This is a genomic window from Neorhizobium sp. DAR64860/K0K1 (genome assembly GCF_050500205.1).
In the GTDB taxonomy this organism is placed as follows: domain Bacteria; phylum Pseudomonadota; class Alphaproteobacteria; order Rhizobiales; family Rhizobiaceae; genus Neorhizobium; species Neorhizobium soli.
Map to the genome: position 1 here is coordinate 279,149 of NZ_CP191459.1, position 18,539 is coordinate 297,687.

Annotated in this window: 20 protein-coding genes; 6 read left to right on the top strand and 14 right to left on the bottom strand. The window is 61.2% G+C overall.

Features of this window, described 5'->3' with window-relative positions; genetic code table 11:
* Positions 1–118: 118 nt before the first annotated feature.
* The 3 genes from lysA to argH all read right to left on the bottom strand — a co-directional run bounded on the left by lysA (position 119) and on the right by argH (position 3,120).
* Positions 119–1,387, bottom strand: coding sequence for a diaminopimelate decarboxylase (lysA, locus tag ACQY1J_RS05950; RefSeq protein ID WP_430250926.1), 1,269 nt, complete (start codon positions 1,385–1,387; stop codon positions 119–121).
* Positions 1,388–1,420: 33 nt separating this feature from the next.
* Positions 1,421–1,627, bottom strand: a complete 207-nt coding sequence (lptM, locus tag ACQY1J_RS05955; RefSeq protein WP_062581790.1) for an LPS translocon maturation chaperone LptM — start codon at positions 1,625–1,627, stop codon at positions 1,421–1,423.
* A gap of 92 nt (positions 1,628–1,719) precedes the next feature.
* Positions 1,720–3,120 (bottom strand): argininosuccinate lyase, encoded by a 1,401-nt coding sequence (gene argH / locus ACQY1J_RS05960; RefSeq protein ID WP_430250927.1) that lies wholly within the window; start codon positions 3,118–3,120, stop codon positions 1,720–1,722.
* Between the two features lie 22 nt (positions 3,121–3,142).
* Between argH and tlpA the strand changes: the two genes are divergently transcribed.
* Complete coding sequence (gene tlpA, locus ACQY1J_RS05965) at positions 3,143–3,823, top strand: thiol:disulfide interchange protein TlpA (protein ID WP_430250928.1); 681 nt, start codon at positions 3,143–3,145, stop codon at positions 3,821–3,823.
* Positions 3,824–3,916: 93 nt separating this feature from the next.
* Here the strand turns inward: tlpA and ACQY1J_RS05970 are convergent, their stop codons facing one another.
* From ACQY1J_RS05970 to ACQY1J_RS06000, 7 genes are all read right to left on the bottom strand, one after another.
* A complete protein-coding gene (locus ACQY1J_RS05970) occupies positions 3,917–4,786 on the bottom strand; it encodes a 3-hydroxybutyryl-CoA dehydrogenase (RefSeq protein ID WP_082476452.1) in 870 nt (289 codons plus the stop codon).
* 180 nt (positions 4,787–4,966) lie between these two features.
* Complete coding sequence (locus ACQY1J_RS05975; protein ID WP_430250929.1) at positions 4,967–5,896, bottom strand: electron transfer flavoprotein subunit alpha/FixB family protein; 930 nt, start codon at positions 5,894–5,896, stop codon at positions 4,967–4,969.
* An 18-nt stretch (positions 5,897–5,914) separates the two neighbouring features.
* Positions 5,915–6,661, bottom strand: coding sequence for an electron transfer flavoprotein subunit beta/FixA family protein (locus ACQY1J_RS05980; RefSeq protein ID WP_430250931.1), 747 nt, complete (start codon positions 6,659–6,661; stop codon positions 5,915–5,917).
* A gap of 140 nt (positions 6,662–6,801) precedes the next feature.
* Positions 6,802–7,548: a rhomboid family intramembrane serine protease gene (locus ACQY1J_RS05985; protein ID WP_430250932.1), complete on the bottom strand. Its 747-nt coding sequence runs from the start codon at positions 7,546–7,548 to the stop codon at positions 6,802–6,804.
* Between the two features lie 48 nt (positions 7,549–7,596).
* Positions 7,597–8,169, bottom strand: a complete 573-nt coding sequence (locus ACQY1J_RS05990; RefSeq protein ID WP_113111798.1) for a cob(I)yrinic acid a,c-diamide adenosyltransferase — start codon at positions 8,167–8,169, stop codon at positions 7,597–7,599.
* Between the two features lie 33 nt (positions 8,170–8,202).
* A complete protein-coding gene (locus ACQY1J_RS05995) occupies positions 8,203–8,406 on the bottom strand; it encodes a twin transmembrane helix small protein (protein ID WP_062461700.1) in 204 nt (67 codons plus the stop codon).
* A gap of 28 nt (positions 8,407–8,434) precedes the next feature.
* The gene (locus tag ACQY1J_RS06000) at positions 8,435–9,268 is read right to left on the bottom strand and encodes an SDR family oxidoreductase (protein WP_192077792.1); all 834 of its coding nucleotides are present in this window, start codon (positions 9,266–9,268) and stop codon (positions 8,435–8,437) included.
* Between the two features lie 109 nt (positions 9,269–9,377).
* Here ACQY1J_RS06000 and ACQY1J_RS06005 point away from each other — a divergent pair, with 109 nt between their 5' ends.
* Positions 9,378–10,358 (top strand): YihY/virulence factor BrkB family protein, encoded by a 981-nt coding sequence (locus ACQY1J_RS06005; RefSeq protein ID WP_430250934.1) that lies wholly within the window; start codon positions 9,378–9,380, stop codon positions 10,356–10,358.
* Here the strand turns inward: ACQY1J_RS06005 and gluQRS are convergent.
* Positions 10,281–11,195, bottom strand: a complete 915-nt coding sequence (gene gluQRS / locus ACQY1J_RS06010; RefSeq protein WP_430250935.1) for a tRNA glutamyl-Q(34) synthetase GluQRS — start codon at positions 11,193–11,195, stop codon at positions 10,281–10,283. The two genes, ACQY1J_RS06005 and gluQRS, sit on opposite strands and share 78 nt — an antisense overlap.
* 18 nt (positions 11,196–11,213) lie before the next feature.
* On the opposite strand from gluQRS, the gene ACQY1J_RS06015 reads away from it, so the two are divergent.
* The gene (locus ACQY1J_RS06015) at positions 11,214–11,867 is read left to right on the top strand and encodes a DNA-3-methyladenine glycosylase family protein (protein ID WP_430250936.1); all 654 of its coding nucleotides are present in this window, start codon (positions 11,214–11,216) and stop codon (positions 11,865–11,867) included.
* 101 nt (positions 11,868–11,968) lie between these two features.
* Positions 11,969–12,526: an HNH endonuclease gene (locus ACQY1J_RS06020; RefSeq protein ID WP_062461688.1), complete on the top strand. Its 558-nt coding sequence runs from the start codon at positions 11,969–11,971 to the stop codon at positions 12,524–12,526.
* Between the two features lie 10 nt (positions 12,527–12,536).
* On the opposite strand, the gene ACQY1J_RS06025 is transcribed toward ACQY1J_RS06020, so the two are convergent.
* Positions 12,537–13,046, bottom strand: coding sequence for a disulfide bond formation protein B (locus ACQY1J_RS06025; RefSeq protein WP_062583038.1), 510 nt, complete (start codon positions 13,044–13,046; stop codon positions 12,537–12,539).
* A 219-nt stretch (positions 13,047–13,265) separates the two neighbouring features.
* Between ACQY1J_RS06025 and ACQY1J_RS06030 the strand changes: the two genes are divergently transcribed.
* Complete coding sequence (locus ACQY1J_RS06030) at positions 13,266–14,015, top strand: SDR family oxidoreductase (RefSeq protein WP_430250937.1); 750 nt, start codon at positions 13,266–13,268, stop codon at positions 14,013–14,015.
* A 39-nt stretch (positions 14,016–14,054) separates the two neighbouring features.
* Here the strand turns inward: ACQY1J_RS06030 and ACQY1J_RS06035 are convergent, their stop codons facing one another.
* The gene (locus ACQY1J_RS06035) at positions 14,055–14,489 is read right to left on the bottom strand and encodes a winged helix-turn-helix transcriptional regulator (protein ID WP_430250938.1); all 435 of its coding nucleotides are present in this window, start codon (positions 14,487–14,489) and stop codon (positions 14,055–14,057) included.
* A gap of 186 nt (positions 14,490–14,675) precedes the next feature.
* Between ACQY1J_RS06035 and ligD the strand changes: the two genes are divergently transcribed.
* Positions 14,676–17,354 (top strand): DNA ligase D, encoded by a 2,679-nt coding sequence (ligD, locus tag ACQY1J_RS06040; protein ID WP_430250939.1) that lies wholly within the window; start codon positions 14,676–14,678, stop codon positions 17,352–17,354.
* A gap of 366 nt (positions 17,355–17,720) precedes the next feature.
* Here ligD and ACQY1J_RS06045 read toward each other — a convergent pair whose 3' ends face one another.
* A complete protein-coding gene (locus tag ACQY1J_RS06045; RefSeq protein WP_184654548.1) occupies positions 17,721–18,527 on the bottom strand; it encodes a Ku protein in 807 nt (268 codons plus the stop codon).
* Positions 18,528–18,539 lie beyond the last annotated feature (12 nt).

Genomic DNA, 18,539 nt, shown 5'->3' on the forward strand with positions numbered 1-18,539 from the left:
TGGCGGCCCAAATCAAGCTATCAACATAACAATGTTTGTGGCGAAGACGAGGGCGGCGACATGCCGGCCCCGATATTTACAGGGGGTTTGCCGCAAAAGTGAACGTTTCTGCGCGGGTCTAGCCGAGCCAGGCGGGCACGGAATCCAGTCCAATCAGGTCCTCGTAGGAGCCGCGCGGGCGGATCACATGGAACTCGGATCCCTTCACCAGCACTTCCGGCACAAGCAAGCGGGAATTGTAGGTGCCGGCCTGCACGGCGCCATAGGCACCGGCAGAACCGACGGCGATCAGGTCACCGGGCTTCGGTTCCGCCATCTCGCGGTCGAGCGCCAGATAGTCTCCGGTCTCGCAGACGGGACCGACAACGTCGCCCTTGATCCGCGGCGCATCGGCCGGCGGTACCACGACGGGGCGGATCGAATGATAGGCTTCGTAGAGTGTCGGGCGGATCAGATCGTTCATCGCGCCATCGACGATCACGAAGGTCTTTTCGCCGCCATCCTTCACATAGATGACCTCGGTCACCAGAATGCCGGCATTGCCGACGATCAGGCGGCCGGGTTCGGTGACGATCTTGCAGTCGAGCGTGCGCAGCTGCCGCTTGATCGTTTCCGCATAGGCATCCGGCAGCGGCGGCGGGGTGTTGTCGTCCTTGTAGGGAATGCCGAGACCGCCGCCGACATCGACGTGGCTGATCGTGTGGCCATCGCCGCGCAGGACATCGACGAGTTCGCGCAGGAGCCGGTAGGCATCCTCGAACGGCTGGAGCTCGGTGATCTGGCTGCCGATATGCATGTCGATGCCGGTGACTTCGATGCCGGGAAGCGTTGCCGCATGGGCATAGACGTCACGGGCCCGGTCGTAAGCGATGCCGAACTTGTTTTCCTTCTTCCCCGTCGAAATCTTGGCATGGGTGCCCGCATCCACATCCGGGTTGATGCGGAAGGAGACATGCGCGCGCTTGCCGACTTTGAGAGCGCGCAGGTTCAGCACTTCCAGTTCCGGCTCGGATTCGACGTTGAAGCAGTAGATCCCGGCCTCGAGCGCCAGATCCATTTCGGCAACGGTCTTGCCGACGCCCGAAAACATGATGCGGGATGCGGGAATGCCGGCCGCCAGCGCGCGCCGCAACTCGCCGCCCGAGACGACGTCGACGCCGGCGCCGAGCTTTGCCAGGGTTTTGAGGACTGCCTGGTTGGAGTTCGCCTTCATGGCGTAGCAGACCATCGCATCCACATCGGAAAACGCCTGCGCGAACACCTTGTAATGGCGCTCCAGCGTGGCTGTCGAATAGACGTAGAATGGCGTGCCGACGGCTTTTGCGATTTCCGGGATGGCGACGTTTTCGGCGTGAAGGACGCCGTCGATGTAGTGGAAATGATTCACGTCAAAACTCGGAAAACTGAAGGGGTCTGGGAACTACAGAAGCGGGTCGAGGACGAACGGCCGCTCGGCAACCGGTTCCTTGTTGGCGTCACCGGGTTTGCTGCTCTTGCGGATGTTCTGCTGTTCGACGGGCGTGCTGGGGCGGTCGAGGTCGCCCTTGCGGCCGCAACCGGCGACAACGAGGCTGACGACGCCCAGGATCAGGCTGACATGGGCGATTTTCACCAGGGATTTCGACATTCTCTTCCTTCTCCGGCACGGTCACGCACACTTCATAGCGAAGTTCCGCGCGCTTGTGCAGTATCCTTGCCGCTTCATTCGTCGCGCAGGCGTCAGTTTCTCTCGCGCCACCAGGCGATCTGCTTGCGCACCTCGGAGGGAGCCGTACCGCCGAAACTGACGCGGCTGGCAACCGAGGCATCCACCGAAAGCACGTCGAAGACCTTGTCGGTGATGGCAGGGTTGATCGCCTGCAGTTCTCCAAGGGAGAGCTCGGAAAGGTCGCAGCCCTTCTTCTCCGCCAGCGCGACGGCATGGCCGGTCGCATGATGGGCTTCGCGGAAGGGCAGGCCGACTTCGCGAACCAGCCAGTCGGCAAGATCTGTCGCGGTGGAGAAGCCGGCGCCGGCCGCGGCGCGCATCTTGTCGGCGCGGATGGTCATATCGCGCATCATGCCGGTCATGGCGGCAATCGCCAGTTCCAGGTTTTCGGCGCAGTCGAACACCTGCTCCTTGTCTTCCTGCATGTCCTTGGAATAGGCGAGCGGAAGACCCTTCATGACGGTCAGCAGCGCGACCAGCGAACCGTTGATGCGGCCGGTCTTGGCGCGCACCAGTTCGGCGGCATCCGGGTTCTTCTTCTGCGGCATGATCGAGGAGCCGGTCGAAAACGCGTCGGACAGGCGCACGAAGCCGAATTGCGGCGTCGACCAGATGACGATTTCTTCCGCAAGACGCGACAGATGCACGGCGCAGATGGCAGCCAGCGACAGGAATTCCAGCGCGAAATCGCGGTCGGAGACGGTGTCGATGGAATTGCGGGTCGGCTCTCGGAAGCCGAGGGCCTTCGCCGTCATGTGGCGGTCGATCGGGTAGGGCGTGCCAGCAAGGGCTGCGGCGCCGATCGGGCTTTCGTCGAGATGCTCGATCGCATGGCGAACGCGGGCTCGGTCACGGCCGAACATTTCCACATAGGCCATGCAGTGATGGCCGAAGGTAACCGGCTGTGCCGTCTGCAGATGGGTAAAGCCGGGCATCACCGTATCGGCATGCTCTTCGGCGCGGTCGAGAAACGCGGCGATCAGACCCGTCAGCATCTTCTCGGTCTTGACGAGCTCTTCCTTGACCCAGAGGCGGAAATCGAGCGCGACCTGGTCATTGCGGGAGCGGGCGGTGTGGAGGCGACCGGCGGCTGGACCGATCAGGTCTGCCAGCCGCGCCTCGATGTTCATGTGAATGTCCTCAAGCTTGCGCGAGAACTGGAACTGTCCGCTTTCAATCTCTGACATGATCGTGTTCAGGCCGGAAACGATCTTGTCTTTATCTTCGTGCGAAATAATGCCTTGTTCCGCCAGCATCGTCGCATGGGCGATCGAACCGCGGATATCCTGGGCGAACAGCTTCTTGTCGAAACCGATCGAGGCATTTATCTCCTCCATGATCGCATCCGGCCCGGAAGCGAAGCGTCCGCCCCACATCTGGTTGGAAGATGTCGCGTCCTTCGTGTCGGCCATGAATTCAGTCCTGGAGTAGTTGATGACGTCCAAAAGACCGCTTGGCCTTCCTTCTGTCCGATTGATCCTGATTGCCGCCGTCCTCGGGATCGTCGCCGGCACCGTCGCCGTATACGTGACGAACATGGGGTCTGGCAATGGTTCGGATGGGGCGGCAGACGCCTCACTCTCCCCGTCGGCCGGCCAATGCGAGGGCTCGGCCGAACTCGCAAAGTCCGTCGGTGCCTTCTCCAAGGGCCAGGTTGCCGCCATGGTCGAGGCACAGCCACCGCGCCCGCTCTCCCTGTCCTTCAAGGGACCGGCGGGGCAGGACATGACGACGGCCGATCTCGCCGGCAAAACGGTGCTGCTTAACCTCTGGGCCACCTGGTGCGTGCCCTGCCGCGAAGAGATGCCGGCGCTGAACGGGTTGCAGGCGGCGATGGGTGGCATTGATTTCGAGGTCGTCGCCATCAACATCGATACCGGCAGCGACGAGAAGCCGAAGAACTTTCTTGAAGAGTACAAGATCGACAAGCTCGGCTTCTACCGCGACAGTTCGATGGGCACGTTCAACGCCTTGAAAAAGGAAGGCCTCGCCTTCGGCCTGCCGGCAACGCTGATCCTCGACAAGAAGGGCTGCCTGATCGGCGCCATGAACGGCCCCGCCGCATGGGACAGCGACGACGCGAAGGCGCTGGTGACGGCCGCCAAGGGCGCTTGAGGGCTGCGGATGAAGGTCTTGCCCTTCACCTCAGCCGACCCCTTCTAGCATCCAGTCAAGCGGGTGCGGAGCGGGCCGCCACAAGGCTGATCCCTACCGCGTCGGGACCGGGACTTCGCCGCGATAGTCGTAGAAGCCGCGGCCGGATTTGCGGCCGAGCCAGCCGGCTTCGACATATTTGACGAGAAGCGGGCAGGGGCGGTATTTGCTGTCAGCGAGGCCGTCATGCAGCACCTGCATGATCGACAGGCAAGTGTCGAGGCCGATGAAATCGGCAAGCTGCAGCGGTCCCATCGGATGGTTGGCGCCAAGCCTCATGGCCGTATCGATCGCCTCGACCGAGCCAACGCCTTCATACAGCGTATAGATCGCCTCGTTGATCATCGGCAGCAGGATGCGGTTGACGATGAAGGCGGGGAAATCCTCGGCAACGGTGGCGGTCTTTTCCAGCGCGACCACGTATTCCTTGGCGGCCCGGAAGGTCGGCTCGTCGGTGGCGATACCGCGCACCAGTTCCACCAGCTTCATCAGCGGCACCGGGTTCATGAAATGGATGCCCATGAAGCGCTCGGGCCGGTCGGTCGCGGCGGCAAGCCTGGTGATGGACAGCGACGAGGTGTTGGTGGCGAGAAGCGCTTCGGGCTTCAAAACCGGACAGACCTGCGCATAGATCTTGCGCTTGACGCTTTCGTCTTCGGTCGCAGCTTCGATGACCATGTCCATCGGTGCGAGGTCGTTGACATCGGCGGAGCCGGTGATGCGGGACAGGGCTGAGTTGCGATCCTCGTCGGAAAGCTTGTTGCTGGAAACCTGGCGGGCGAGGTTGCCGTTAATGGTTGCAAGTGCGCCTTCGATCCGGTCCTTGGAGAGATCATAGATATGCACGTGATAGCCGGCGAGCGCCGAAACATGTGCAATTCCGCAGCCCATCTGGCCTGCGCCGATGACGCCGATATTCTTCATGATCTCACTCGCTCCCTGGGTGCGGTTTTCGCCCGCGTCTCGCATTCATCATAACCGTACGGCGTCTCACAGCAAAATGCCGGGTTGCGTGAGACAGCCCGGCATTTTTCTAGTCTGCTAGCGTGTTTTTTGCCAGCATTTTCGCGTCGCCGAACTGCGGTGCGAAAAAGCCGGTTGGCCTCACAGGGCCTTTTCGAGCTGCGGCAGGATCTCGAAGAGATCGCCCACGAGACCGAAGTCGGCCACCTGGAAGATCGGGGCCTCCTCGTCCTTGTTGATCGCAACGATGACCTTGGAATCCTTCATGCCGGCCAGATGCTGGATGGCACCGGAAATCCCGACCGCGATGTAGAGCTGCGGAGCAACCACCTTGCCGGTCTGGCCGACCTGCCAGTCGTTCGGAGCATAGCCTGCGTCGACCGCTGCGCGCGAAGCGCCAACGGCCGCACCCAGCTTGTCGGCGACGGGCAGGATGACTTCCTGGAATTTTTCCGAGGAACCGAGTGCACGGCCACCGGAGATGATGATCTTGGCGGATGCGAGTTCAGGACGGTCCGAGGAGGCAAGCGCATCGGAGACAAAGGACGATACTTCAGGGTTTGCTGCGGCCGCCACTGTCTCCACGGAAGCGGAACCGCCTTCATCCGCTGCCGCGAAAGATGCCGTGCGCACAGTGATCACCTTCTTGGCATCGGTCGCCTGGACGGTCTGGATGGCGTTGCCGGCGTAGATCGGACGACGGAATGTATCCGGCGAAATCACCTCGATGATTTCCGAAACCTGCGCCACATCGAGCAGCGCGGCAACGCGCGGCATGACGTTCTTGGCGGACGCTGTTGCCGAGGACATGATGACATCGTAGGAGCCGGCCAGCGACACGATCAGTGCTGCAAGCGGTTCGGCAAGGCTGTTGGCAAGGCTTGCGTCGTCGGCAAGCAGGACCTTCGAGACGCCGGAAAGTTTCGCTGCGGCGTCGGCTGCGGCCTGCGCGCCCGAACCGGCGACCAGAACGTGGACATCGCCACCAATTTGTGACGCTGCAGTCAGCGCCTTGGCGGTCTGGTCGTTGAGGCTGGCATTGTCGTGTTCTGCCAGAAGAAGAATGGCCATGAGTTTATCTCCCTAAAATCAGATCACGCCGGCGGTCTTCAAGGCGCCGACCAGTTCCTCGACGGACTTCACCTTGATGCCTGCCTTGCGGCCGCCCGGCTCCTCGGTCTTCAGAACCTTGAGGCGAGGGGCGATATCGACGCCGAAATCCGCTGCCGTCTTCTTGTCGAGAGGCTTCTTCTTCGCCTTCATGATGTTCGGCAAGGACGCGTAGCGCGGCTCGTTCAGGCGCAGGTCGGTGGTGACGACGGCTGGAAGCTTGACCTCGACGGTCTGCAGGCCACCATCGACTTCGCGCGTGACCACAGCCTTGTCGGCGGAAAGTTCGATCTTCGAGGCGAAGGTTGCCTGTCCGGTTCCGAGCAGGGCTGCCAGCATCTGGCCGGTCTGGTTGGAATCGTCGTCGATAGCCTGCTTGCCGACGATAATGAGGCCCGGCTGTTCGGCGTCGACGACGCCCTTCAGGAGCTTCGCCACGGCAAGCGGTTCGACCGTTTCGTCGGTCTCGATCAGGATCGCCCGATCGGCGCCCATTGCAAGCGCCGTGCGCAGCGTTTCTTCAGCCTTTGCCGGACCGATCGATACGACGATCACTTCCTTTGCCTTGCCGGCCTCCTTCAGGCGCAGGGCTTCCTCGACGGAAATTTCGTCGAACGGGTTCATCGACATCTTTACGTTGGCAAGCTCGACACCGGATCCATCCGGCTTGACGCGGATCTTCACGTTGTAGTCGACGACGCGCTTTACAGGCACCAGGATCTTCATGGGGTCCTTCCTTGACTTTTCTCCAGCCGCAGATTGCGACATTTGCGGCTTATCCATTTGTCAGTGGGCGACATGGATACCCATTTTTGCCCTGATGACAACGTGGATTATCCCATCTGGGTTGCGGTTTTCTCATAGGCCTATTCGGCCGGTCGCGTCTCCTGCGATACGCTCGGCTTGTGCAGCACGGCCTTCGGCGTGACGATCTCGCGGTCGAACAGGGGAACGCCCCGGCGGCGCATCACGATGACGAGTGCGGCACCCGCCAGAATTCCTCCGACATGCGCACCCCAGGACACCGCACTATCGGCTTCGAGCCAAAGCATCACGAATTGCTGAACGATCCACAGGGTCAGCGGCACGAAGGCTGGCAGCGGCAGCGGAATCCGAAACAGAACAAGCACCCATACCCGAACGCGCGGATGCAAAAGGAAATACGCGGCGACGACACCGGAGATCGCGCCCGATGCGCCGATCAGCGGCCCCTCGGACATCGGGCCGACCAGGCCGTGCACAAGAGCTCCGGCTGCGGCACAAAGCAGGTAGAATATCAGAAAGCGCACATGACCCAGTGCGTCCTCGACATTGTCGCCGAACACCCAGAGAAACAGCATGTTCGATGCAAGGTGCCAGAAATCCAGATGCAGGAAGGCATAGGTGACGAAGGTCGCATCTTCCGGGACGAGGATGGCAGAGGGATCGAGCACCGCATAGTCGAAGATGATCGCCGGAATGAAGCCGAGACCCAGCGAGGCGATCTCCGTCGTTTCCGATGGAGCAAGGCTCGTGAACAGCCACATGAGTATGTTGGCGGCGATCAGCGAGAACGTCACCCACTGCACGCGGATGTATTTCAGCGCGACGGCATCATGCAGGGGAATGAACATGCGTCGCTTCCTCTCCTCCCGTCCGTCGCGCCTTGGTCGCGCTTTCGCCTATCGGTTCTTGCCGGGCACCCACAGAATGTCGGTCCTGCCATTCTCGTTGGCGACGCGGGCCGCGACAAACAGGAAATCCGACAGGCGGTTGATATATTTGAGCGCAGCCGGGCCGATCGCCTCATGCCTCGAAAGCTCGACCATCAGCCGTTCGGCACGCCGCGATACGGTGCGGGCGAGATGCAGATAGGCGGAAGCCGGCGAACCACCGGGCAGGACGAAGGATTTCAGCGGTTCGAGATCGGCGTTCAGCGTGTCGATTTCGGTTTCCAGACGTGTCGCCTGCGCTTCGATGATCCGCAGAGGCTCGTATTCGGGCTTTTCGCCGGTGTCTGGCGTTGCAAGATCGGCACCGAGATCGAACAGGTCGTTCTGGATGCGAAACAGCATCTGATCGACGTCGCCCATGCCTGCCGTATGAAGCCGCGCCATGCCGATCGTCGAGTTGACCTCGTCGACCGTGCCATAGGCCTCGACCCTGATATCGTGCTTGTCGCGTCGCGGACCGGATACCAGTGCTGTCGTCCCGTCGTCGCCGGTGCGCGTGTAGATCTTGTTGAGCTTGACCATGAAGACTGTAATTTCCTTAGTTCGGCATTTGCTCTAGCTCGGCCGGCCGCCGCCGGTCAGCCAGAGCGTGAACATGATGAGGATGACGGCGACGGCCTGGAGCAGCAGACGCAGTTGCATCAGCTTGTTCGACCGGTTGGCATCGGTGCCCTTTACCATGTTGAACAGGCCCTTGATCAAAACGAGCACGACCAGGCCGATGACGATCACGGTCAGAACGGTGGTAAAGGTGGCCATCAAGATTTTGCTTTCCGCTTGCGGGCGATCAGTCGATCCGTTGCATCAATTTGTAGAAGAGCGCTGCCGGCAGGATACGTTTCAGGAACGCGCCCTGCTTGGCCGGCTTCGTCACCAGATAATGTGGCTTCGGGTTGTCTGCGGTCAAGGCATGCTTCAGTACCGTGTGAACGGCGTCCGGACCCAGCTTGTGGCGGTTGACCGGCCCGCTCCCGTCCAGCCGCTGCAATTGCCGCTTGTATTGTTCGGCATGCGGCGAATTGACCAGGTCGATATGCTCCTTGACCTTGGCGAGCGCGTTGGCCGTGAACTGCGTGTCGATCGGTCCGGGCTCGATCAGGCTCACATGGATGCCGCTTCCGTGCAGCTCCATCCGCATCGTCACGGTCAGACCTTCCAGCGCGAATTTCGAGGCGGTGTAGGCGCCGCGGTAGCGGTAGGGAACGATGCCGAGAATGGAGGAGCAGTTGACGATGCGTCCATGACCCTGTCGCCGCATGACGGGGATGATGCGGGTCGTCAGGTCATGCCAGCCGAACAGATTGGTCTCGAACTGGAGACGCAGCACGTCGGTCGAAAGGTCTTCGACAGCACCTGGCTGGCCATAGGCGCCGTTGTTGAAGAGCGCATCAATGCGTCCGCCTGTGCGGGCGAGAACGGTGTCGACCAACGCCGCGATCGTCTCAGGCTTGGTGTAGTCCATCAGCAGGGCTTCGATGCCGTCCTGTTCCAGCGCTGCCAGATCGGCCTCTTTGCGCACCGTCGCGAACACCCGCCATCCCTCGGATTTCAGCGCGCGGGCACAGTGAGCGCCGATCCCTGAGGAACAGCCTGTCACGATAATCGTTCTTCCGTCTGTCATGCCGATTGCATACCGTTAAGGTCTCTCTGTACAAGTTGCCGCCTACCTTCCATATTTCGCCACAAGCCTCAACTGATCCTGCACTTAAGCTCCTAGGGAGATGTCGTCTTTGGAAGAAAACTCCCCGGTCAGGTGGCCGAGACTGGCGTTCAAGGTGCTTTGGGATGCCTATTGGCATTTCTCGGAGGATGATGGGTGGGCGATGGCGAGCCACGTTGCGCTGTCGGGGCTACTGGCGCTGTTCCCATTCCTGATCTTCGGCACGGCACTTGCCGGCTTTCTCGGTGCAGGCGGGTTTTCGCAGACGACTGTACATCTCCTGTTCGATACATGGCCGGCCGATGTTGCCGATCCGATCGCGTCCGAACTTCAGCGGGTGCTGGAGATACCGCGCGGCGGGTTGCTGACCGTATCCGTGCTGGCGGCTGCCTATTTCGCGTCGAACGGCGTCGAGGCCCTTCGCATCTCGCTCAACCGCGCCTACCGGGTCACCGAAACGCGACCCTGGTATGTGACGCGTCTTGCCAGTCTGGGTTACGTCATCCTGGCGGTGGTGATCTTTGCGGTCATCAGCATTCTTCTGCTGGCGGTCCCCGTCGCATCGCGGTTTGCCCAGACCCGCTTTCCGTGGCTGATCAGCGATCTCAACGCGGCCGCCAACTGGGGTCTCGTCGGCACGGCGTTTCTCCTGATGATCGGTCTGCTCGGGTCGCACAAATACCTTCCGGCGGGAGATCGCCGGCTGATCGACATCATGCCGGGCGTGGCGCTGACGGTGCTTTTGTGGACATGCTTTGGGTTCGGTTTCGCGGCCTATCTTTCGACCTTCGCCAATTACGCAGCGACCTATGCGGGTCTGGCGTCGATCATGATCGTGCTGATCTTCCTATATATGGTGGGCGTGATCTTCATGCTCGGCGCCGAGTTCAATGCGGCGTTGATGAAGTACCGGATCTATTCGGTCTTCTCCCGCGTCCGGAAAGAGCGTCGCCGCCGGGGCGATGCTTCGGCTCTAGCCCTCAAGGCCGAGGAGGCGGCGAATGTCGAGCGGGCCGAGACCCACGTCGCGCAGGGCCGCAAGCCCGGTTGATCCCTCGCTTTTCGACAGTTTTCGCCCGTCTGTGCCAAGGATCAGCCGATGATGGTGGTAGATCGGCTGCGGCAGGCCGAGCAGCTCCTGCAGAAGCCGATGAACCGACGTTGCGTGATAGAGATCCATGCCGCGCACCACGTGGGTAATGCCCTGCGCCGCATCGTCCACGGTGACGGAGAGATGGTAGCTCGACGGAGCATCGGAGCGCGACAGGACGACATCGCCCCAGGCCGCCGGATCCGCCGGGACCTGCCCTTCGGCGCCGTCGCAGATTTCCCGCCATGTCAAAGCGTCCGAAACTCTCGCCAGCGCCTTGTCCATGTCGAGCCGCCAGCTGTAGCGGATGCCGCTTTCGATCAGCGTCTTTCGCTCGGTATCGCTCAGGTGCCGGTCATGATCAGGATAGAGCGGTGACCCGTCCGGGTCGCGCGGCCATGTGGCGCCATCGGCCTCGAAGTCCGCGACCTTCGCCTTTACCTCGCCGCGCGTCATGAAGGCTGGATAGACGAGCCCCATGTCCATCAATCGGCCCAGCGCTTCACGGTACGTCTCGAAATGCTCGGACTGGCGACGCGGCGGTTCTTTCCAGGAAAGGCCCAGCCAGTGAAGGTCGCGGTAGATGGCGTCCTCATAGTCAGGCGTGCAACGGGCAAGATCGATATCCTCGATCCGCAGCAGGAAGCGGCCATTCATGTCCCGCGCCATTTCGTGGTTGAGGACCGCCGAAAGCGCATGTCCGAGATGCAGCAGTCCGTTCGGGCTTGGCGCGAAACGCAAGATTGGTCTATCAGGATCGGTGGCGATTTGGGCGGCTGGCATGCCTCCTTCTGCCATGATTTGTGATGCGCAACCATGGAGAAAACCGTGCGGATCATCCGCGACCGATCGGATATCAATGAGGGACTTGCCGAACTGGTGATCGCCGATCCGCGCCTTGCCCCCATCATCGAGATGTCCGGCGAGCTTCCCCTGCGGCTCATCGAACCGGGTTTCGCCGGCCTTGCCTCCATCATCGTCTCGCAGGTCGTGTCGCGGGCAAGCGCCGAGGCGATCTGGAGGCGCATGGCAGCGGTCGGTGCAACGGAAGCCGAGGCTTTTGCAGCGCTCGATCCCGAGGTGGTGGCGAGCTTCGGGCTCTCGCGGGCGAAGGCTGCGACGCTGATGCATCTTGCGACGGCGATTGCGCAGAAAGGGTTCAATCTCGATGCCATCGCGGGATTGGAGGCATCCGAAGCGACACGGCAGCTGATCGCACTTCCCGGCATCGGTCCCTGGACGGCAGAGTGCTACATGATGTTTTCGGCAGGTCACGCAGACTTCTTCCCCGCTGGCGACGTGGCGCTGCAGGCAGCGGTTGCCGACGGGCTTGGCATGGAAGCGCGCCCGACCGAAAAGCAGCTTGCCGCCATCGCGCTCATCTGGCGTCCCTGGCGCTCGGTCGCGACGAGGCTTTTCTGGTCCTATTACGGGGTCCGGACGAAGCGCGACGTCTCGCCGATTTTGTGAAGTTTGAGTGACGAAGCCGCCTGTATTTAAAGGGCTTCACAATCCTGTAACAACGGTCCTAATATAGAGGAGATAGATGCCGAATCCGTTAGGAGCGTCATTTGACGATTGCAGTCTCCCCGCAGGCCTTACCGGCGCTCGTGTTGAACGCTGACTATCGGCCACTGAGCTATTATCCCTTGTCGTTGTGGTCCTGGCAGGACGCGATCAAGGCGGTTTTCCTCGACCGTGTGAACATCATTGCCGAATACGATCATTCGGTATGTTCGCCCAGCTTCTCGATGAAACTGCCAAGCGTTGTCAGCCTGAAGACCTATATCCAGCCGACCCGCAATCCCGCCTTTACCCGCTTCAACGTGTTCCTGCGCGACAAGTTCGAGTGCCAGTATTGCGGCGATCATGACGATCTGACCTTCGATCACGTCATTCCGCGCGCTCATGGCGGCGAAACGACCTGGCAGAATGTCGTGGCGGCGTGCTCGCCCTGCAATTTGCGCAAGGGCAGCAAGCTTCCCAAGCAGGCCGGCATGTTCCCGCACCAGAAGCCCTATGCGCCGACCGTGCAGGACCTGCATAACAACGGCCGGCTGTTTCCGCCCAACTATCTGCACGAAAGCTGGATGGACTATCTCTACTGGGATTCCGAGCTGCAGCCGTAAGGGTTACGTCTCACGCGGCCTTCTTGGCGCCGATGAAGGCGATGGCCGCGAGGATGACGCTGGCGATCACGTTCCAGCCTGCAAAGGACAGACCGAGCACGCGGAGTGCTGCTTCCGTGCAGGACGGACCATGCACCGTGTTGAGGTCGGAGAGAAGGCTGCCGGCATTGGTGGTGACGCCCGCGCCGCCGCCGCAGCTTGCGGGACCTTCCCAGAAGGCCCATTCGACGCCCGCGTGATAGACGCCCATGCCGGCACCGACCAGCATCATCAGGCCGACGAGGATCAGAAGCGTGCGGCCGATCCAGGCGGGCATGCCGAATGCCAGGGCACCCATGGCAAGAATGCCGACCGGAATTGCGTAGTAATAGGGTTCGCGCTGCAGGAGGCACATCGCGCAGGGAATATAGCCGCCGAGATACTGGAAGCCGAGCGCTGTGCCGACGGTTGCCGCCATGCCGAGCGTGACGATGACCGCATGGCCGAGGCCTTTGCGGGCATGGGTGGTGGAAGCTGTCAGCGCCATCGGCTTATCCTTGTATTCCCGACGAGATTTCGGGCGAAGCTGTAAATCAGAACCGGCCACCCTGTAAACCGTGTGCCCCTTGTCAGGCAGGGCGTGTGCGGCACATTGCCGTGATGGCCCCACCCGATTTCCCATTTCTTACGAAAAGGTGCCTTCTTACTAAAAGTTACTATGGATGATATTGAAGCGCATCAGCAGCATTGGAGAATGCAAATGGATTTCACGAAAGCAACAATCCTGATCACCGGCGGCAATTCCGGCATCGGCCGCGGTCTCGCCATCGCCCTTTCCGAACGCGGCGCGAAGGTGATCGTCACCGGGCGCAACAACACGAGTCTGAATGAAACGCTGAAGGACAATCCGGCGCTTTCCGGATACCAGCTCGATGTGACGGACAAGGACGGTCTGAACGAGTTTGCCGCTTCGGTCGTGAAGGACCATCCGGATCTCAACGTCGTCATCCACAATGCCGGCATCATGGAACGCGAGAACGTGCTCGCTGATGTCTACGACGTCGATGTGGCCGAGCGCACCATCACCACCAACCTTCTCGCGCCGATCTGGCTGACCTCGGCACTGCTTCCGCATCTGCGCCAGAAGCCGGAAGCGGCGATCGTCACCGTTTCCTCCGGCCTCGCCTTCGTCCCGCGCACCGATTCCATGAGCTACAGCGCCACCAAGGCGGCCATCCATTCCTGGACAATGAGCCTGCGGCACGAATTGCGCAGCACCAAGATTGCCGTGGTGGAGCTTGCCCCGCCGCAGGTGGCGACGGAGCTGACGCCCGGCCAGTCGAAGTTCGCGACGGCCATGCCGCTGGCTGATTTTGTGTCCGAATCCGTCGGGCTGCTCTGCGCCGATCCGACGCCCTCGGAAGTGATGGTTGAGCGGGTGATGCGGCAGCGCACGGCGGAAGCCACTGGCAACTTCGACAAGGTCTTTTCGATGATCAACCCGAGCTGAAGGCGGAACGATGTGGAGGCGCCGGTATCGCCGGGGCCTTCAGCCTTCGTCGTCGAATGCTGTCCGGGCCTTTGCCACCGCATCGTGGTTCTCGACCGCCCAGATCCACACATTGCAGAAGGCTGCCCCGAGCGTCAGGCCGAGCGGCGAGAGGCTGTATTCCACCTTCGGCGGCACGCAGGCATAGGTCTTGCGGATGACCAGACCGTCGCGTTCCATGCGCCGAAGCGTCTGGGTCAGCATTTTCTGGCTGATGCCGGTGACGCGGCGGGCGAGGTCGGAAAATCTCAACGTACCTTCGTCCCACAGCGTATCCAGGATGACCACCGTCCACTTGTCGGCAAAGCCCAAGATCATCTGGCGGACGAGGTCTTCCACCTTCGGATCGACATTGTCAGGATAGTCGCGCGCCTTGTAGGTCTCTGCCCGCGCCACGTCTTCGGCCGTAAAGACCGGCTTCTGCTGGATGCCCATGGTGGCGTGTCCCCTACTGTCGAACCTTGAGTGCGTTTGTATCGAAAAGAGAGTTAGGCAGCAAGGCGAGGGCATTCTGTCACCTGCTGTTGAGGTGATTAACGGTGTTCGATCCGTCCACCGTGCGTTGTGGAACTATTGCGCCGGTGGGACATTCGGACTCCCTAGCCGTGCCGGGAGCGTTCCATGTCCGATACTCTTTCAACCTACCGCAGCAAGCGTGATTTCAAGAAGACCAAGGAGCCGAGCGGCGCCGCTAAAGTGCGGCCGTCCAAGCGCGGCCGCTTCGTCATTCAGAAGCACGATGCGACGCGGCTGCATTACGATCTGCGGCTGGAAATGGATGGCGTGTTCAAGTCCTGGGCGGTGACCCGCGGCCCGTCGCTCGATCCTCAGGACAAGCGCCTTGCGGTCGAGGTCGAGGACCATCCGCTCGATTACGGCGATTTCGAAGGGACCATTCCGAAAGGCGAGTATGGCGGCGGCACGGTCATGCTGTGGGACCGGGGTTACTGGGAAGTCGATGGCGCGCTCCCACTCGAAAAGGCGCTCGCCAAGGGCGATTTCAAGTTCATCCTGGATGGCGAACGGCTGCAGGGCGGCTTCGTGCTGGTGCGGATGAAAAAGGACCGCGATGGCGGCAAGCGCACCAACTGGCTGCTGATCAAGCATCACGACGATCACTCGGTCGACAAGGACGGCGATGCGGTCTTGAAAGAGATGGAAACCTCGGTCGCTTCCGGTCGCGACATGGCGACGATTGCTGCGGGCAAGGGACGCAAGCCGAAACCTTTCATGCTGACCAGCAGCGCGGTCGATGCGGATGCTGTGTGGGACAGCAGCGAAGGGCTGGCGGCTGACGAACGGAAGGCTGGGAGCAAGAGTGCAAGTAAGGGCAAGAGCGCAGATAAGGCGAATCCGGCCTCGGAAAAAATGCCGGATTTCATCGCACCGCAACTCTGCCAGATCCGCGACCGGCCACCGTCGGCAGAAGGCTGGTTGCATGAGATCAAATTCGATGGATATCGGGTTCAGATGCGCGTGCAGGATGGCAAGACCATCTTGAGGACCCGTAAGGGGCTCGACTGGACGGATCGGTTTTCGCAGATTGCCGAGGATGCCGAAGTTCTGCCGGATACGGTGATCGACGGAGAGATCTGCGCGCTTGATCATGACGGTGCGCCGGATTTCGCAGCGCTGCAGGCGGCACTTTCCGAGGACAAGACAGACGATCTCGTCTATTTCGCCTTCGATCTCCTCTTCAACGAGGGCCAAGACCTGCGCGACATGCCGCTCGATGAGCGCAAATCGAGACTTTCGCAGTTGATTGCCGAGGCGGAAGCGGGCGCCCGGATCCGCTATGTCGACCATTTCGAAACCGGTGGCGATGCGGTTCTGCGTTCCGCCTGCCGTCTCTCGCTCGAAGGCATCGTCTCGAAACAGGCGGACGCGCCGTACCGGTCGGGGCGAAGCGACACCTGGGTCAAGGCCAAGTGCCGGGCCGGCCACGAAGTGGTGATCGGCGGCTATGCGACAACCGAAGGCAAGTTCCGCTCGCTTCTCGCCGGGGTCTATCGCGACAACCATTTCGTCTATGTCGGACGCGTCGGAACCGGTTTTGGTGCGGGCAGGGCTGCGGATCTGATGTCCAAGCTCGAACCACTTTCAGCCGAGAAAAGTCCGTTTACCGGTATCGGAGCGCCGAAGAAGACCAAGGACATGCATTGGGTGAAACCGGAGCTGGTTGCCGAGATCCAGTTCGCGGGCTGGACCAATGATGGTCAGGTGCGCCAGGCGGCATTCAAGGGCCTGCGCGAAGACAAGCCGGCTGATGAAGTTGAGGCGGAAAAGCCGGCTTCACCGGATCAGGAGACGCCGCAGCCAAAGGCGGAAAAGACCGCCAGCGGCGCGAAACCCACGAAGGTGCCGCGCGGCAGGGGCGGCAAGGCGGAAGTGATGGGCGTGATGCTCTCCAATCCCGACAAGCCGCTCTGGCCAAGCGATGCCCAGAACGGTGACACGCCTGTTACCAAGGAGGATCTCGGCCATTACTACGAATCGGTCGCGGGCTGGATGATAGAGCACATCAAGGGTCGGCCCTGCTCGGTCATCCGCGCGCCCGACGGGATCGGCGGCGAGCAGTTCTTCCAGCGGCATGCCATGCAGGGCACATCGAACCTTCTGGAACTGGTCAAGGTCCATGGCGACAAGAAGGCCTATCTGCAGGTCGATCGCATCGAGGGACTGGCAGCTCTCGCGCAGGTCGGATCGCTGGAACTGCACCCATGGAACTGCCAGCCGAACAAGCCCGAGGTTCCCGGAAGGCTCGTCTTCGACCTCGATCCCGCTCCCGATGTCGCCTTTCCGAAGGTAGTCGAGGCGGCGCGGGAAATCCGCGATCGGCTCGACGAACTGGGGCTGATGAGCTTTTGCAAGACGACGGGCGGCAAGGGCCTGCACGTGGTCGTGCCGCTGAAGACGGGCGGCCGCAAGGAACTAACCTGGGATGAAGCCAAGGATTTCGCGCACCGGGTTTCCAACCTGATGGCGCAGGACGATCCCGATCTCTATCTCACCAAGATGTCGAAGAAGCTGCGTGAAGGCCGCATCTTCATCGACTATCTGCGAAACGACCGCATGGCGACAGCCGTCGCGCCGCTTTCGCCGCGCGCGCGCGAGGGTGCGACCGTGTCCATGCCGCTCACCTGGAGCCAGGTCAAAGCCGACCTCGACCCGCAACGCTTCACCATTCATACGGTGCCGGCGCTGATTGCGAAAAGCGAAGCGTGGAAAGACTATTGCGACGCCGAACGGCCGCTTGCCGAGGCGATCAAGCGGTTGAAGAAGGTTGAGGCTCGAGGTTGAGTGGTGAGGACAGTAGGCCGGCGTTCGGCCTACTCACGCAGCTGACAATGCTGTTATTGAACAACTCTACAGTCAATTGGAAAAGTGAGCCTAGTCCCAAACGCCCCTCATCCTCGCCCTTGTGGCGTGGATCCAGTCAGCTCAAGTCCTTGAGCTGACAAGAGTCTTCGACCCGACAGGCGTCGTGTCGCTGGATCCCCGCCACAAGGGTGAGGATGAGGGAAGTGGGGCGTCGCTCTCGTCAAGCAACGCGCGGCTGGGGGACTTTCAAGGCCTGCGCGACCGAGGTATCGCCTGCATCCTGAGCAGTAGCTTCTTCAGTGGTTGTCAGCAGCCTGAGGCCACCGTTCCCCAGAAGCCGTTAGCCTACTTGCTTTTCCGCTTGTCTGCCGCCAGCGAGCGTTTCAGCGCATCCATGATGTCGATGACGTTGCTGGGCTTGTCCGACTCTTCCTTCTCGGCCTTTTTCGGTGTCGGGCGGCGTTGTTTCTTTTTCGACTTGATGATGTCGAGCAGATTGTCCTGCACCGGATCGGTCACGAATTTCGCGTCCCAGGGGCGGGTCTGCTGTTCGATCAGCTTGCGGATCAGCGGCAATGTCTCTTTCTCGGGCTCGGCCTTGTCCAGTCCGTCAAAATAGTCCTTGGCTTCGCGCACCTCGTCGCCGAAGCGCAGCGTCCAGAGAACGATGCCCTTGCCGCGGGGCTCGATCATAACGGCCCGTTCGCGCCGGCCGAGCACCAGTCGCGAAATGCCGACCATCTCCTGGCTGTCCATGGCGGCGCGGATCACCGAGAATGCCTCTTCGCTGACCTTTTCGTTCGGCGTCAGATAGTAGGGGGTATCGAGCCAGATCCAGTCGATGTCGGAACGCGGCGTGAAGGTCGAGATATCGATCGTCTTGGTGCTTTCGAGCGCGACATTGTCGAGCTCCTCGTCTTCTAGCATCACGTAGTCGTCTTCGCCTCGCTGATAGCCTTTGACTTCATCGTCATCGCGCACGGGCTTGCCGGTCACCGAATCCACGTAGTGGCTCTGCACCCGGTTGCCGGTTTCGCGGTTAAGCGTGTGGAAGCGCACCTTCTCGCTTTCCGAGGTCGCCGGTGTCATCTCGACGGAGCAGGTGACGAGCGAAAGCTTCAGATAGCCTTTCCAGTAGGGACGTATCGCCATGGCTGTCGTTTC

Bases quoted from the DNA above. Each gene is read 5' to 3' on its own strand.
- lptM (WP_062581790.1), bottom strand. From the start codon at position 1,627: ATGTCGAAATCCCTGGTGAAAATCGCCCATGTCAGCCTGATCCTGGGC.
- argH (WP_430250927.1), bottom strand. From the start codon at position 3,120: ATGGCCGACACGAAGGACGCGACATCTTCCAACCAGATGTGGGGCGGA.
- tlpA (WP_430250928.1), top strand. From the start codon at position 3,143: ATGACGTCCAAAAGACCGCTTGGCCTTCCTTCTGTCCGATTGATCCTG.
- ACQY1J_RS05970 (WP_082476452.1), bottom strand. From the start codon at position 4,786: ATGAAGAATATCGGCGTCATCGGCGCAGGCCAGATGGGCTGCGGAATT.
- ACQY1J_RS05975 (WP_430250929.1), bottom strand. From the start codon at position 5,896: ATGGCCATTCTTCTTCTGGCAGAACACGACAATGCCAGCCTCAACGAC.
- ACQY1J_RS05980 (WP_430250931.1), bottom strand. From the start codon at position 6,661: ATGAAGATCCTGGTGCCTGTAAAGCGCGTCGTCGACTACAACGTGAAG.
- ACQY1J_RS05985 (WP_430250932.1), bottom strand. From the start codon at position 7,548: ATGTTCATTCCCCTGCATGATGCCGTCGCGCTGAAATACATCCGCGTG.
- ACQY1J_RS05990 (WP_113111798.1), bottom strand. From the start codon at position 8,169: ATGGTCAAGCTCAACAAGATCTACACGCGCACCGGCGACGACGGGACG.
- ACQY1J_RS05995 (WP_062461700.1), bottom strand. From the start codon at position 8,406: ATGGCCACCTTTACCACCGTTCTGACCGTGATCGTCATCGGCCTGGTC.
- ACQY1J_RS06000 (WP_192077792.1), bottom strand. From the start codon at position 9,268: ATGACAGACGGAAGAACGATTATCGTGACAGGCTGTTCCTCAGGGATC.
- gluQRS (WP_430250935.1), bottom strand. From the start codon at position 11,195: ATGGCAGAAGGAGGCATGCCAGCCGCCCAAATCGCCACCGATCCTGAT.
- ACQY1J_RS06015 (WP_430250936.1), top strand. From the start codon at position 11,214: ATGGAGAAAACCGTGCGGATCATCCGCGACCGATCGGATATCAATGAG.
- ACQY1J_RS06030 (WP_430250937.1), top strand. From the start codon at position 13,266: ATGGATTTCACGAAAGCAACAATCCTGATCACCGGCGGCAATTCCGGC.
- ACQY1J_RS06035 (WP_430250938.1), bottom strand. From the start codon at position 14,489: ATGGGCATCCAGCAGAAGCCGGTCTTTACGGCCGAAGACGTGGCGCGG.
- ligD (WP_430250939.1), top strand. From the start codon at position 14,676: ATGTCCGATACTCTTTCAACCTACCGCAGCAAGCGTGATTTCAAGAAG.
- ACQY1J_RS06045 (WP_184654548.1), bottom strand. From the start codon at position 18,527: ATGGCGATACGTCCCTACTGGAAAGGCTATCTGAAGCTTTCGCTCGTC.